At 64.5% G+C, this 13,365-nt stretch carries 12 protein-coding genes and 1 tRNA gene; 8 read left to right on the top strand and 5 right to left on the bottom strand.

Annotation, left to right across the window (positions count from 1 at the left end):
- Positions 1-32: 32 nt before the first annotated feature.
- The 3 genes from OMP44_RS12080 to OMP44_RS12070 are packed head-to-tail and all read left to right on the top strand — an operon-like array spanning position 33 to position 4,022.
- Positions 33-1,304 carry a YeaH/YhbH family protein gene (locus OMP44_RS12080; RefSeq protein ID WP_273862371.1) on the top strand — a complete coding sequence of 424 codons (1,272 nt, stop codon included), beginning with the start codon at positions 33-35 and terminating at the stop codon, positions 1,302-1,304.
- The gene (locus tag OMP44_RS12075) at positions 1,301-2,842 is read left to right on the top strand and encodes a SpoVR family protein (protein ID WP_133861952.1); all 1,542 of its coding nucleotides are present in this window, start codon (positions 1,301-1,303) and stop codon (positions 2,840-2,842) included. The genes OMP44_RS12080 and OMP44_RS12075 overlap by 4 nt, the downstream gene beginning before the upstream one ends.
- A 52-nt stretch (positions 2,843-2,894) precedes the next feature.
- A complete protein-coding gene (locus OMP44_RS12070) occupies positions 2,895-4,022 on the top strand; it encodes a multifunctional CCA addition/repair protein (RefSeq protein WP_280308385.1) in 1,128 nt (375 codons plus the stop codon).
- Positions 4,023-4,158: 136 nt separating this feature from the next.
- Here OMP44_RS12070 and folK read toward each other — a convergent pair whose 3' ends face one another.
- On the bottom strand, positions 4,159-4,692 hold the full coding sequence (gene folK / locus OMP44_RS12065; RefSeq protein WP_187980510.1) for a 2-amino-4-hydroxy-6-hydroxymethyldihydropteridine diphosphokinase: 534 nt from the start codon (positions 4,690-4,692) through the stop codon (positions 4,159-4,161).
- On the bottom strand, positions 4,689-5,042 hold the full coding sequence (gene folB / locus OMP44_RS12060; RefSeq protein WP_187980511.1) for a dihydroneopterin aldolase: 354 nt from the start codon (positions 5,040-5,042) through the stop codon (positions 4,689-4,691). The genes folK and folB overlap by 4 nt, the downstream gene beginning before the upstream one ends.
- 110 nt (positions 5,043-5,152) lie before the next feature.
- On the opposite strand from folB, the gene plsY reads away from it, so the two are divergent.
- Entirely contained in the window at positions 5,153-5,722 is a 570-nt protein-coding gene (gene plsY / locus OMP44_RS12055) for a glycerol-3-phosphate 1-O-acyltransferase PlsY (protein WP_187980512.1), read from the top strand.
- Positions 5,723-5,767: 45 nt separating this feature from the next.
- Here plsY and tsaD read toward each other — a convergent pair whose 3' ends face one another.
- A complete protein-coding gene (tsaD, locus tag OMP44_RS12050; RefSeq protein WP_187980513.1) occupies positions 5,768-6,793 on the bottom strand; it encodes a tRNA (adenosine(37)-N6)-threonylcarbamoyltransferase complex transferase subunit TsaD in 1,026 nt (341 codons plus the stop codon).
- A 205-nt stretch (positions 6,794-6,998) separates the two neighbouring features.
- On the opposite strand from tsaD, the gene rpsU reads away from it, so the two are divergent.
- The 4 genes from rpsU to OMP44_RS12030 all read left to right on the top strand — a co-directional run bounded on the left by rpsU (position 6,999) and on the right by OMP44_RS12030 (position 11,547).
- Entirely contained in the window at positions 6,999-7,214 is a 216-nt protein-coding gene (rpsU, locus tag OMP44_RS12045; protein ID WP_007159750.1) for a 30S ribosomal protein S21, read from the top strand.
- A gap of 313 nt (positions 7,215-7,527) precedes the next feature.
- Positions 7,528-9,435, top strand: coding sequence for a DNA primase (gene dnaG / locus OMP44_RS12040; protein ID WP_187980514.1), 1,908 nt, complete (start codon positions 7,528-7,530; stop codon positions 9,433-9,435).
- Positions 9,436-9,511: 76 nt separating this feature from the next.
- The gene (rpoD, locus tag OMP44_RS12035; protein WP_187980515.1) at positions 9,512-11,365 is read left to right on the top strand and encodes an RNA polymerase sigma factor RpoD; all 1,854 of its coding nucleotides are present in this window, start codon (positions 9,512-9,514) and stop codon (positions 11,363-11,365) included.
- A 105-nt stretch (positions 11,366-11,470) separates the two neighbouring features.
- Positions 11,471-11,547: transfer RNA gene (locus tag OMP44_RS12030), tRNA-Ile, on the top strand.
- A 66-nt stretch (positions 11,548-11,613) separates the two neighbouring features.
- Here OMP44_RS12030 and OMP44_RS12025 read toward each other — a convergent pair.
- Positions 11,614-12,195, bottom strand: a complete 582-nt coding sequence (locus OMP44_RS12025) for a DUF4337 domain-containing protein (RefSeq protein ID WP_187980516.1) — start codon at positions 12,193-12,195, stop codon at positions 11,614-11,616.
- 66 nt (positions 12,196-12,261) lie between these two features.
- Complete coding sequence (locus OMP44_RS12020) at positions 12,262-13,302, bottom strand: Fic family protein (RefSeq protein ID WP_280308372.1); 1,041 nt, start codon at positions 13,300-13,302, stop codon at positions 12,262-12,264.
- Positions 13,303-13,365: the final 63 nt, after the last annotated feature.

Raw genomic sequence — 13,365 nt, 5'->3', positions numbered from 1 at the left:
CGTGGTGTCCTGCAATAGCCCGGAGGGCCTGTATGAGCTATGTCATCGACCGGCGTCTAAACGGCAAGAACAAAAGCACGGTGAACCGCACGCGTTTCCTGCGGCGTTATCGTGAGCACATCAAGAAGGCGGTCGAGGAAGCCGTGAGCCGGCGCTCCATCACCGACATGGAACACGGCGAGCAGATCAGCATTCCTGCCCGCGATATCGACGAACCCGCCCTCTATCAGGGCAAGGGCGGCCGCCAGACCATCGTCCACCCGGGCAACAAGGAATTCGTCAGCGGCGAACGCATCCCGCGCCCCCAGGGCGGCGGCGGCGGTCAGGGCCAGGGCAAGGCCAGCAACAGTGGCGAAGGCATGGACGAATTCGCCTTCCAGATCACCCAGGATGAATTCCTCGACTTCATGTTCGAGGACCTTGAACTGCCCAATCTGGTCAAGAAGCAGCTGACCGGCACCGACACCTTCAAGACGGTCCGCGCGGGCATCAGCAACGAGGGCAATCCTGCACGCATCAACATCATCCGCACCCTGCGCGCCTCCCATGCGCGGCGCATCGCCCTCTCCGGCGGCAGTCGCAACAAGCTGCGCGAAGCCAGGGCGGAGCTGGCGCGGCTGCGGGTGGAGGAACCCGACAACCTGGGCGACATCCAGGCGCTGGAGGCCGAGATCGAGCGGCTGCGCGCGCGCATCGACAAGGTGCCTTTCCTCGACACCTTCGACCTCAAGTACAACCTGCTGTCCAAGCAGCCCAGCCCCAGCTCCAAAGCGGTGATGTTCTGCCTGATGGACGTCTCCGGCTCCATGACCCAGGCCACCAAGGACATCGCCAAGCGCTTCTACATCCTGCTCTACCTGTTTCTCAAGCGGAACTACGAACGCATTGAGGTGGTGTTCATCCGGCACCACACCAGCGCCAAGGAAGTGGATGAGGAGGAATTCTTCTACTCCCGGGAAACCGGCGGCACCATCGTCTCCAGCGCCCTCAAGCTGATGCAGGAGGTCATGGCCGAGCGCTATCCGGTCAACGAGTGGAATCTCTATGCCGCCCAGGCCTCCGACGGCGACAACTGGAACGACGACTCGCCCATCTGCCGGGAGATCCTGACCAAGCAGATCCTGCCGTTCATGCAGTACTACACCTATGTGGAGATCACCCCGCGCGAGCACCAGGCGCTGTGGTACGAATACGAGAACGTTCGCGGCGCCTTCCCGGATTCCTTCTCGCAGCAGCAGATCGTCTCGGCGGGGGATATCTATCCCGTGTTCCGCGAACTGTTCCAGCGGAGACTCGTGTCATGAAACGTGAGCCCATCTCCACCGGCTCGGAATGGACCTTCGAGCTGATCCAGACCTACGACCGGGAGATCGCCCGGATCGCCAAGCGCTATGCGCTGGACACCTACCCCAACCAGATCGAGGTGATCACCGCCGAGCAGATGATGGATGCCTATGCCTCCGTCGGCATGCCCATCGGCTACAACCACTGGTCCTACGGCAAGCACTTTCTGCACACCGAGAAGCACTACAGCCGCGGCCAGATGGGCCTGGCCTACGAGATCGTGATCAATTCCGATCCCTGCATCGCCTACCTCATGGAAGAGAACACCATGACCATGCAGGCGCTGGTGATCGCCCATGCCTGTTATGGTCACAACAGCTTCTTCAAGGGCAACTACCTGTTCCGCACCTGGACCGACGCCAGCTCCATCATCGACTACCTGGTGTTCGCCAAGCAGTACATCACCCAGTGCGAGGAACGCCATGGCATCGATGCCGTGGAAGAACTGCTGGATTCCTGCCATGCGCTGATGAACTACGGGGTGGATCGCTACAAGCGGCCCTACCCCATCTCCGCCGCCGAAGAACGCCAGCGGCAGAAGGAGCGCGAAGAGCAGTTGCAGCGGCAGGTCAACGACCTCTGGCGGACCATTCCCAAGATGGCCGGCAAGGAGTCGCATGACGAAGGGGCGCGCTTCCCCAGCGAACCCCAGGAAAACATCCTCTATTTCGTGGAAAAGCACGCGCCGCTGCTGGAGCCCTGGCAGCGCGAGGTGATCCGCATCGTGCGCAAGATCGCCCAGTACTTCTATCCCCAGCGCCAGACCCAGGTGATGAACGAAGGCTGGGCCACCTTCTGGCACTACACCCTGCTCAACGATCTCTACGACGAGGGCCTGGTCACCGAAGGCTTCATGTTCGAATTCCTGCAATCCCACGCAGGGGTGATCTACCAGCCGGGCTTCGACAGTCCCTACTACAGTGGCATCAACCCCTACACCCTGGGGTTCGCCATGTTCCGCGACATCCGGCGCATCTGCGAGGACCCCACGGAGGAAGACCGCCGCTGGTTCCCCGACATCGCCGGCAGCGACTGGCTGGCAACCGTCACCTTCGCCATGAAGAGCTTCAAGGACGAAAGCTTCATCCTGCAGTACCTCTCGCCCAAGGTGATCCGCGACCTCAAGCTGTTCAGCATCCTCGATGACGACCAGCGCGACGAACTGGAGGTGGCGGCCATCCACGACGACGGCGGCTATCGTCTGATCCGCGAGCAACTCGCCGCCCAGTACAACCTGGGCAATCGCGAGCCCAATGTGCAGATCTGGAACGTGGACCGGCGTGGCGATCGCTCGCTCACCCTTCGCCACTTCCAGCATGACCGCAAGCCGCTGGGCAACTCCACGGACGAGGTGCTCAAGCACCTGCACCGGCTCTGGGGGTTCGACATCCGCCTGGAAAGCATGAGGGGCGAAGATGTCACCCATAGCTTCCAGGTTCCGCCCCGCCACGAGAGCCGCGACCATGACCGGCGTCTGGATCTGGCTTCGCCGATCTGAGCCGAGTCAGGCTTTCGGGCTATCCTAGACCTCCGCAAGGAGGTCTTTTTCTATGCAAATCTACAAGGTGGGCGGCGCCGTGCGCGATCGCCTGCTCGGCCGACCGGTGACCGAAGTCGACTGGGTCGTGGTGGGCGCCACTGCCGAAGCCCTCGCCGCCCAGGGTTATCGTCCCGTGGGCGCCGATTTCCCGGTGTTCCTGCATCCCCGGACCGGCGAGGAATACGCCCTCGCCCGCACCGAACGCAAGAGCGGGCGCGGCTATGGTGGCTTCACCTTCCACGCCGCACCTGACGTCACCCTGGAACAGGATCTGATCCGCCGCGACCTGACCGTCAATGCCATGGCCGAAGACGACGATGGCCAGGTCATCGACCCCTATGGCGGGCGCGCGGATCTTCAGGCGCGCCTGTTGCGTCACGTCTCGCCTGCCTTCGCCGAAGATCCATTGCGCGTGCTGCGCGTCGCCCGTTTCGCCGCCCGCTATTGCAGCCTGGGTTTCCAGGTGGCGCCCGAAACGCTGCTGCTGATGCAGGAGATGGTCGCCAGCGGCGAGCTGGATGCCCTGACCGCCGAGCGGTTGTGGAAGGAAATTTCGCGCGCCCTGCTCGAAGAGCGGCCCGATGTCTTCATCCGGGTGCTGCACGATTGCGGCGCCCTGACTGCGCTGTTGCCGGAGGTGGCTGCCGGGTTCGCTGGCGAGCAGCCCGAGCCGGGCGCCCGGGTCTCTGCCACCCTGCGCCAAAGCGCCGAGGTCCAGGCCTCGCTGAGCGTACGCTGGGCCTGCCTGTTGCTGGACGTACCGGAAGAGAAGCACGCGGCCATCAACGCCCGCCTCAAGGTCCCGCGTGATCCCGCCGAGCTGGCATTGCTGCTGGCACGTCATTGGCCCACGGCCCTGCGGGCCCGGCAGCTGACGCCGGAGGCCTGGTTCGAGCTGCTGCAGGGTTTCGATGTGCTGCGCCGCCCGGCGCGCTTCGAGGAATTCCTCCAGGCCTGTGCCTGTGCGGCGGCAGTCAGGACCGAAGAAGGCGAGCCACCGCTGGCCTTGCTGCGTCAAGCGGCCGAGGTGTTGCGTGGAGTCGAGGTCCAACCCCTGGTCGCCCAGGGCTTCAAGGGCGCGGCTCTGGGCGAGGCGCTCAAACAGGCCCGCATCGACGCCCTGGCCCAGCTTTCGTAGGTTGGGTTGAGCACAGCGAAGCCCAACACCCCAACCACGGAGCACCGTTGGGCTTCGACGATGGGGCTGTCTCAACCCAACCTACGGCAGTCCTCGTAGGTTGGGTTGAGCACAGCGAAGCCCAACGACCGCTGCGCTATACCCGATCGGCGCTCAGCAAGGCGTCGGGCGTCAACTCCAGCCCCTTCCAGCTGAAAGCCACCGGCCGCAGCACCTGGGTAGTCTGGCCGCGCATTTCTTGCCACAGCTCATCGAGCCGGCGGCCGTTGTCCGGATGCCGCCGCTCGCCGGCCAGCAGGGCCAGCGGCCAGAGCACGAAGGCGTTGCGCAGGATCTCGGCGCGCGGCAGGGTCTGGCCGGCGAACTCGCCGGCCAGGTCGCCATGCAGCAGGATGTCAATGTCCAGCGGCAGGCCCTGGCGATCCGGCGCATAGCGACCGCTGCGGGTTTCGATGGCCTTGAGTCTCTGACTCAGGGCCGCCGGGTCGAGCGCCGTGTCACCCGCCACCACCAGATTGAAGAAGGGCGCACTGCGGATACCCACCGCTTCGCTCTCGAACACCGGCGAGCACTGCATGGCGGTCAGCAGCGTCGCGAGCTCGTCCAGGGCCATGCCCAGATGCTGCTCGCGCTGGATATTGCTGCCCAGCCCCAGATAGACCCGGGTCACGCCTGCCCCCGCTCGATCTCCACGCCCACGCCGCGGGCGGTCGGCACCGCGCCGGGCTTGGTGATGCGCAGGCGCAGCCAGGGCAGCTTGAATTCCGCCTGCAACAGGGCAGCCAGACGCTCGGCAAAGGTCTCCACCAGCTCGAAGGTGGTCTCGTGGGCGAAGGCGGTGATGCGCTCGGCCACCGCCGCATAGTTCAGGGTGTGTTCGAGTTCGTCGTTCGCCGCCGCCGTGCGGATATCCCAGCCCATGGTGAGATCGATGCGCAGGCACTGGCGGATGTCACGCTCCCAGTCATACACCCCTATCACGGTGTCGACCTCGAGTCCCTCGATGAAAACCTTGTCCACTGCCTTTGCCTCGCACCTTTGCCGTGCTCTGTGTGATCGTCGCCGCCGGCCTATCGTCGGGCGGCGGGCTGTCGGTAGAATCGAGCCTTCTCCTGGCGCGGAACCCTACCATGTTCTGGCTGCTGCTCCTGCTGGCCTATCTGCTGGGCTCGCTGTCCTTCGCCGTGCTGCTCAGTCGCCTGTTCGGCACCCGCGACCCGCGTCACGACGGCTCCGGCAATCCCGGTGCCAGCAACATGCTGCGCCTGGCCGGGCGCAAACTGGCGCTGCTGACCCTGGCCGGAGACCTGAGCAAAAGTCTGATTCCCGTGCTCATCGCCCAGCAGCTGGGACTGTCACCCCTGCAGCAGGCCTGGATCGGGCTGGCCGCCGTGGTCGGCCATCTCTATCCGCTGTACTTCCATTTCCGCGGTGGCAAGGGCGTCGCCACGGCGGCCGGGCTGCTACTCGGCCTCTATCCGCCGGCGGCCCTGCTGGGGCTGGTGCTCTGGGCTGCGGTGTTCGCCAGCCTGAGGATCGCCTCCCTGGCATCGCTGGTCGCCGTGCTCGGCATCCTGCCGCTGTTCGCCTGGCAACGTGCGGATCTGCTGGCGCCCATGCTGCTGCTCGCCCTGCTCATCCTGATTCGCCACCGACACAATCTGCGCGCCCTGCGCCAGGGCACCGAGCGTCATTTTTGACCCTGGCGCCGCCCGGGGATTATCCGGCGACGCCCTCCGCCCGTCTCAGAGCGCCGCCAGCTGCTCCATGGGCCAGCGTGCCTTGACGACGATGGCCGGACCCTCCTGCTGGCCGGCCAGCAGGCGCTGGCAACCGGCGTAGGCGATCATGGCGCCGTTGTCGGTGCAGAAGCGCGGCCGCGCATAGAAGACCTGGCCGCCCAGCTCGCCGAGCATCTGCTCCAGGTTCTGCCGCAGCGCCCGGTTGGCACTGACGCCACCGGCGATCACCAGCGACTTGAGCCCGGTCTGCTTCAGCGCGCGCTTGCACTTGATCGCCAGGGTCTCGACCACCGCCGTCTGGAAGGCCAGGGCGATGTCGCACCGGGTCTGCTCGCTGTCGTCACCGGCCGCCCGGCAGCGCTGCCAGGTGGTGAGGGTAAAGGTCTTGAGGCCGCTGAAGCTGAAGTCCAGACCAGGCCGATCGGTCATGGGCCGCGGAAAGACGAACCGCCCCACGACGCCACGCTCGGCCAGACGGGCGATCTCCGGTCCACCGGGATAGCTCAGGCCCAGCAGCTTGGCGGTCTTGTCGAAGGCCTCGCCGGCGGCATCGTCCAGGGATTCGCCCAGCACGCTGTAGCGGCCGATGCCATCGACCCGCACCAGCTGGGTATGGCCACCGGACACCAGCAGGGCGACGAAGGGGAATTGCGGCGGCTGCTCTTCGAGCATGGGCGCCAGCAGATGACCTTCCATATGGTGGACGCCCAGGGCAGGCACGCCCCAGGCCAGCGCCAGCGCCTGGGCGCAGGCCGCACCCACCAGCAGGGCGCCGACCAGGCCGGGGCCGGCGGTATAGGCGATGGCGTCCACATCGGCGGGACGGCTGCCCGCTTCTTCCAGCACTTCGCGGATCAGCGGCAGCATGCGCTTGACGTGATCGCGCGAGGCCAGCTCCGGTACCACGCCACCGTAGACGCGATGCAGATCGATCTGGCTGAACAGCGCATCGGCCAGCAGGCCGCGCTCGCTGTCGTAGAGGGCGACGCCGGTTTCATCGCAGGACGTTTCCAGTCCCAGAACACGCATGGAGATAAGCCTTCGAGGGTATAGAATGTCAGGCTGCGCATGATAAGCGCCGCTTCCAGCACCGGCCAGCGCTTTTCGTCCGCCGGGGGTTGGCAGCGGGGCAGTTGAAGCGTTACTATCCGCAACCCTTAAAAACCGACGCTTCCCGTGCCCTTTTGCCGCTAGCGTTGGATTAAACCTCGGTAAATTTGAAGGTACGACCTGGATGCCCAACGTCAAAGTCAAAGAAAACGAACCCTTCGACGTAGCGCTGCGTCGTTTCAAGCGTTCCTGCGAGAAGGCCGGTGTACTGGCCGAAGTTCGTAGCCGCGAGTTCTACGAAAAGCCCACCGCCGAGCGCAAGCGTAAAGCTGCCGCCGCGGTCAAGCGCCACGCCAAGAAAGTACAGCGCGAGCAGCGCCGTCGCGAGCGTCTGTACTGAGTTATAGCGCTTCTCTGGCGTCATCAAACAACCCGACCTCTGGTCGGGTTGTCTGTTTCTGGCCTTCCCGCTTCGCCCTGGCGTTCTCTGGCGCAGTGCGGTGCCTCAGAAGTTCGCGCAAGATTTGGCGAGTGATTTTTTGGCCTGGGCAAGGCGCTGCGACGAGTCATAGCAGGGCTATGGCGCGGAGTAGCAACGCCTTCCAGGACGAAAAAGCGCCGCCAAAATTGTGTAGATAACTTCTGAGGCACCGCACTAGACTGCCCTCCTCGCTTCATCCTCCGCTCTTCGCTCCTCTATCCAGACGCTGACCATGGCCGGACTCATCCCGCAAGGCTTCATCGACGACCTGCTCAACCGCACCGACATCGTCGAGGTGGTGGGCGCACGGGTGAAGCTCAAGAAGGCCGGCAAGAACTGGATGGCCTGTTGCCCCTTCCATAACGAGAAGACACCCTCCTTCAGCGTCAGCCCCGACAAGCAGTTCTACTACTGCTTCGGCTGCGGCGCCGGCGGCAACGCCCTGGGCTTCATCATGGACCACGACAACCTCGAATTTCCCGAGGCGGTCGAGGAACTGGCCAAGAAGGCCGGCGTGGACGTGCCACGCGAAGAGAGCGGCGGGCGGCGCAAGCCGCGGCAGCCCACCGACTCGCCGCTCTATCCGCTGCTGGCCGCGGCCGCCGAATTCTATCGCCTGGCGCTGCGCAACCATCCCAAGCGCCAGGCGGCGGTGGACTACCTGAAGAAGCGCGGCCTCACCGGCGAGATCGCCCGGGACTTCGGCCTGGGCTTCGCCCCGCCGGGCTGGGACAACCTGGGCAAGCACCTGGGTGGCGACGACCTGCAGCAGAAGGCCATGCTCGACGCCGGCCTGCTGGTGGAGAACGCCGAGAGCGGCAAGCGCTACGATCGTTTTCGCGACCGGGTGATCTTCCCGATCCGCGACAGCCGTGGCCGGGTGATCGCCTTTGGTGGTCGGGTGCTGGGCGACGACAAGCCCAAGTACCTCAACTCGCCGGAAACCCCGGTGTTCCACAAGGGCCAGGAACTCTACGGCCTGTTCGAGGCACGCAAGCACAACCGCGACCTGGACGAGATCCTCGTCGTGGAAGGCTACATGGACGTCATCGCCCTGGCCCAGCAGGGCATCCGCAATGCCGTGGCCACCCTGGGCACCGCCACCAGCGAAGAGCACATCAAGCGGCTGTTCCGCATCGTGCCGAGCATCCTGTTCTGCTTCGACGGCGACCAGGCCGGCCGCAGCGCCGCCTGGCGCGCCCTGGAATCGGCCCTGCCAGTGCTCAAGGACGGCTTCCGGGTGCGCTTCCTGTTCCTGCCCGAAGGCGAGGACCCCGACACCCTGGTGCGCGCCGAGGGGGCGGATGCCTTCCAGGCGCGCTTCGTCCAGCAGGCCCAGCCCCTGGCCGAGTATTTCTTCCAGCAACTGATGATCGAAGCGGACCCGGCCACCCTGGAAGGCAAGGCGCACCTGGCCACCCTGGCGGCGCCGCTGATCGAGAAGATTCCCGGCAACAACCTGCGCCTGCTGATGCGCCAGCGCCTGAGCGAACTCACCGGTCTCGGCAACGACGCCCTGAGCCAGCTGGCACCGTCCGCACCGGCGCAGGATGCGCCACCCATGGACTATGGCGACTACGCCTACGCCCATGCCGAGGAAGCGCCGGCGCAGCAGCAGTGGACGCCACGCCGCGAGGGAAAGGGCGGGCGCGACGGCAAGGGCTGGAAAAAGGATTTCAACGGCAAGGGCGGCGGCGAGCGCATCCCGCGCCAGCCACCGGTCAAGGTGGAGACCCCGGTGCTGGCCGCGCTACGCAGCCTGCTGCATCACCCGACGCTGGCCCAGGCGGTGCAGGACGCCCGCGACCTGGCCGAGGAAAGCGATCAGTACGCCCAGCTGCTGGTCGCCCTGGTCGAGGCGCTGCAGAAGAAGCCGGGGCAGAGCACCCTGGCGCTCATCGCCCGCTGGCACGGCACCGAACAGGGCCGACTGCTGCGCGCCCTGGCGGAAAAAGAGTGGCTGATTGCCGGCGACAACCTTGAACAACAGTTTTTCGACACCATAACGAGGTTAGCCGCCAGCCAGCGTGATCGCTCGCTGGAGCAACTCCTACGCAAGGCGCGACAGAGCGAACTGAGCTCCGAAGACAAGGACCGCCTACGCGAACTCCTCAGCCGTCCGGCGGGGTCCGTGACCTAACTGGCACGACCACCGTCTAACCGGCTATAATGTTCAGCTATTTTTGCCCGCCTAAGCCTTCAGTGGAAGGGTACCTATGTCCGGAAAAGCGCAACAGCAATCCCGTCTGAAAGAATTGATCGCCCGCGGTCGTGAGCAGGGTTACCTGACTTACGCGGAGGTCAATGACCACCTACCGGAGGATATTTCAGATCCGGAACAGGTGGAAGACATCATCCGCATGATCAATGACATGGGGATCAACGTATTCGAGACCGCGCCGGACGCTGATGCCCTGCTGCTGGCGGAAACCGATACCGACGAAGCCGCCGCCGAAGAAGCCGCCGCCGCCCTGGCCGCAGTGGAAAGCGATGTCGGCCGCACCACCGACCCGGTGCGCATGTACATGCGTGAAATGGGTACCGTGGAACTGCTGACCCGCGAAGGCGAGATCGAGATCGCCAAGCGCATCGAGGAAGGCATCCGCGAAGTCATGGGCGCCATCGCCCAGTTCCCGGGCACCGTCGACTACATCCTCAGCGAATACACTCGAGTCACCACCGAAGGCGGTCGCCTGTCCGACGTCCTCGCCGGCTACATCGATCCCGACGACGGCAGCCTGCCGAACGAGAGCGAGGTCCTGCCCGTCCCGAACAAGGCCACCGATGCCAAGGCCGTGGACGACGAGAAGGACGACGAGGAAGAGAGCGACGACGCCGACGAGGAAGAAGGCGACGGCGGTCCGGATCCGGAAGAGGCTCGCCTGCGCTTCGGCGCAGTCGCCGAGCAGCTGGAAAAGACCAAGAAGGTGCTGAAGAAGCACGGCCGCGACAACGACCACGCTGTGGAAGAATTCGTCGCCCTGGCCCTGCTGTTCTCGCCGATCAAGCTGGTGCCCAAGCAGTACGAAGCCCTGGTGATCCGCGTGCGCGAATCCCTGGAGCGGGTACGTGGCCTCGAGCGCGCCATCATGCAGCTCGCAGTGCGCGATGCGCGCATGCCGCGTGCCGATTTCCTGCGCCACTTCCCCGGCAACGAGACCAACACCGAATGGACCGCCGGCCTGCTCAAGGGCAAGCCCAAGTACGCCGAAGGTCTCGAGCGCTTCCAGGCCGACATCAAGGCCAAGCAGGCCCAGCTGGCCGAGCTGGAGCGTGACTACGAGCTGAAAGTCTCGCAGATCAAGGACATCAACCGCGCCATGTCCATCGGCGAGGCCAAGGCCCGCCGCGCCAAGAAGGAAATGGTCGAGGCGAACCTGCGCCTGGTGATCTCCATCGCCAAGAAGTACACCAACCGTGGTCTGCAATTCCTCGATCTGATCCAGGAAGGCAACATCGGCCTGATGAAGGCGGTGGACAAGTTCGAATACCGCCGTGGCTACAAGTTCTCCACTTATGCCACCTGGTGGATTCGCCAGGCCATCACCCGCTCCATCGCCGACCAGGCGCGCACCATCCGGATTCCGGTGCACATGATCGAGACGATCAACAAGCTGAACCGGATCTCCCGCCAGATGCTGCAGGAGATGGGGCGTGAGCCGACCCCGGAAGAGCTGGGCGAGCGCATGGAGATGCCCGAGGACAAGATCCGCAAGGTGCTCAAGATCGCCAAGGAGCCGATCTCCATGGAGACGCCCATCGGCGACGACGAGGATTCGCACCTGGGCGATTTCATCGAGGACAGCTCCATGCAGTCCCCGATCGAAGTGGCTACCAGCGAAAGCCTCAAGGAAGCCACCCGCGACGTGCTCTCCGGTCTCACCGCCCGTGAAGCTAAGGTCCTGCGCATGCGTTTCGGCATCGACATGAACACCGACCACACCCTCGAGGAAGTGGGCAAGCAGTTCGACGTCACCCGCGAGCGTATCCGCCAGATCGAAGCCAAGGCCCTGCGCAAGCTGCGCCACCCGTCCCGCAGCGAGCACCTGCGCTCCTTCCTCGACGAGTAAGACGTAGCCGCTGCACTAGAAAACCGGAGCCCAGGCTCCGGTTTTTTTATGCCCGACAAGGGTTTGGCGATCCCCGCCACCCTCGGTATACTCCACCGCGCTATAGGGCCTATAGCTCAGTTGGTTAGAGCAGAGGACTCATAATCCTTTGGTCCACGGTTCAAGTCCGTGTGGGCCCACCATCTTTCAGGAGCCGCGCGTTGCGCGGCTTTTTTGTGTCTGCAAATCGCTCTTCACGCTTTTGGCACTCAGACGTGCAAAAGCGCCAGTATCCCAACCACCACTCCTCCCCCTGCCACCCCATAGACCGCGGCCTGCAGCCAGCGCCTCCGCGTCAGCAGGGTGATGGCGGCCAGGGAGATGGCGACCTGCATCAGCATGGTGGCCTGGGCCCAGCGGTGGTGGCGGTGAAGTTGGGTTTCGCTCAGGGCTTCGTTGGCCATGACCTTTTCCTCCAAGGCTTCGGCCTTGGTGCGGATCTCGGCTTTTTGCTGGGCATAGCGCTGGCTGTCCTGGGTGAAGCGCTGGGCGGTGTCGGGGTTGGTCGCGAGGGCAGCGCCCAGGTCGGCAAGATTCTGCTTTTCGCCCTTGGCCTGGTAGTAGCCCCACTGGTTGGCGGCTTCGGTCTTGGCGATGGCTTCTTCGTTCTTGTAGTAGAGCGCCAGGCTCTCGGCGTTGCCGCCCTGGTAGGCGCAGAGGGCGCCTAGCGTCGCCAGGATGGCGGTGGTGACGGCGATGCGGCCGGTGAGGCTGTCGCGGCGATGGGCGCCGTGGGTAACGTGTTCCACCTCGTGGTCGTGGGGGCCGTGGACTTCGTATTCGCTGGACAAGGCTCAGCTCCGCTGCGGATTCCTGCGGCGAGGCTAGCCGGGCTGGCTTAAGGCCTTCTTAAGGTGTTAGTCCTGGCTCAACCGGTCGAGCAATTCGCGCGCATGGTAGACCCGATGGCGACGCTGCGCCGGCTCGCTGAGGATGCCGCACCTGACCAACACATCCAGCGCCTTGTTGGCCGTTGGAAAGGAAATACCAAGCTCTTGCTCCACCTGGCGCACGGTGACGACCGGCTGAGCAAGCAACAGACGGGGCAGCTTGAGGGCCGCGGCGTCACGGCGTAACCCAAGCACTTCGAGTTGTCTTTGCCAGCGCTGCTCCAGCGCTGTCATATCCTGGGCGATGGCTATGGCGGAACGGCAGGCCTGGGTAACGGCCTCCGCCAGGAAGGTGCACCAAGGCGCCCAGTCACCGCGGAGCTGGGTTGCCGACAGGGTATCGTAGTAATCCCGCCGATTGCGTAGCAGGAAGCCGGAGATGTAAAGCGGTGGATAACCCTCGGCAGCCAGCATCAGCGGTAACAGGAGACGACCAACACGCCCGTTGCCATCGACAAAGGGATGGATGGTCTCGAACTGGGCATGCGCCAGGGCCAGTTGTGCAACGATGGACAGTTCGCCCTGCTCCTCCTCAACGGGCGTGTACTGCAGCAAATCCCGCACGAAGGCAGACATGCATTCCGCCAGGTATTCAGGTGGTGGCGGTACGAAGGTAGCGTCCTCGATCCGTCTGCCCTGACCGATCCAGACTTGCATGAGACGGTATTCACCCGGTCGATAGACCTCCACAGCGTCCCGCATCAGTTCTGCGTGCAGCTGCTTGACCAGACGTTCATCCAAGGCCGCTCGGCTGCCCTGTTGACGATAGCTGGCAAGGCCGAATTCCAATGCCTGCACGTAGCGCTGGGTAATGCCCGCATCGGCGGGCAAGCCCTCGCCACCCGTCACTTCATACTCGAACAGTTCAGGAAGCTGCGTGCGGGTACCCTCGATCTGCGAGCTGTGTACCGCTTCCCGCCGTGCCAGGGTACGGGTGATCAGGTCGTGGTTGGGCAGCAGTTGGCTGGACATCTTGAGCATGCCCAGAGCCTCTTTGGCGTCCTGCAAGGCGCGGTCCAGTTTGGCCCCGCTGGGCAACCGACGTGGCGCAGGTGGCGGCACTAGCGCGTG

It is taken from the genome of Pseudomonas flavocrustae (assembly GCF_029872515.1).
GTDB classification, from domain to species: domain Bacteria; phylum Pseudomonadota; class Gammaproteobacteria; order Pseudomonadales; family Pseudomonadaceae; genus Chryseomonas; species Chryseomonas aestiva.
This window is presented reverse-complemented; position numbering and strand designations above follow the sequence as displayed.

What these genes read in the sequence shown, in the direction of transcription:
- OMP44_RS12080 (WP_273862371.1), top strand. Translation starts at nt 33, where the DNA reads ATGAGCTATGTCATCGACCGGCGTCTAAACGGCAAGAACAAAAGCACG.
- OMP44_RS12075 (WP_133861952.1), top strand. Translation starts at nt 1,301, where the DNA reads ATGAAACGTGAGCCCATCTCCACCGGCTCGGAATGGACCTTCGAGCTG.
- OMP44_RS12070 (WP_280308385.1), top strand. Translation starts at nt 2,895, where the DNA reads ATGCAAATCTACAAGGTGGGCGGCGCCGTGCGCGATCGCCTGCTCGGC.
- plsY (WP_187980512.1), top strand. Translation starts at nt 5,153, where the DNA reads ATGTTCTGGCTGCTGCTCCTGCTGGCCTATCTGCTGGGCTCGCTGTCC.
- tsaD (WP_187980513.1), bottom strand. Translation starts at nt 6,793, where the DNA reads ATGCGTGTTCTGGGACTGGAAACGTCCTGCGATGAAACCGGCGTCGCC.
- rpsU (WP_007159750.1), top strand. Translation starts at nt 6,999, where the DNA reads ATGCCCAACGTCAAAGTCAAAGAAAACGAACCCTTCGACGTAGCGCTG.
- dnaG (WP_187980514.1), top strand. Translation starts at nt 7,528, where the DNA reads ATGGCCGGACTCATCCCGCAAGGCTTCATCGACGACCTGCTCAACCGC.
- rpoD (WP_187980515.1), top strand. Translation starts at nt 9,512, where the DNA reads ATGTCCGGAAAAGCGCAACAGCAATCCCGTCTGAAAGAATTGATCGCC.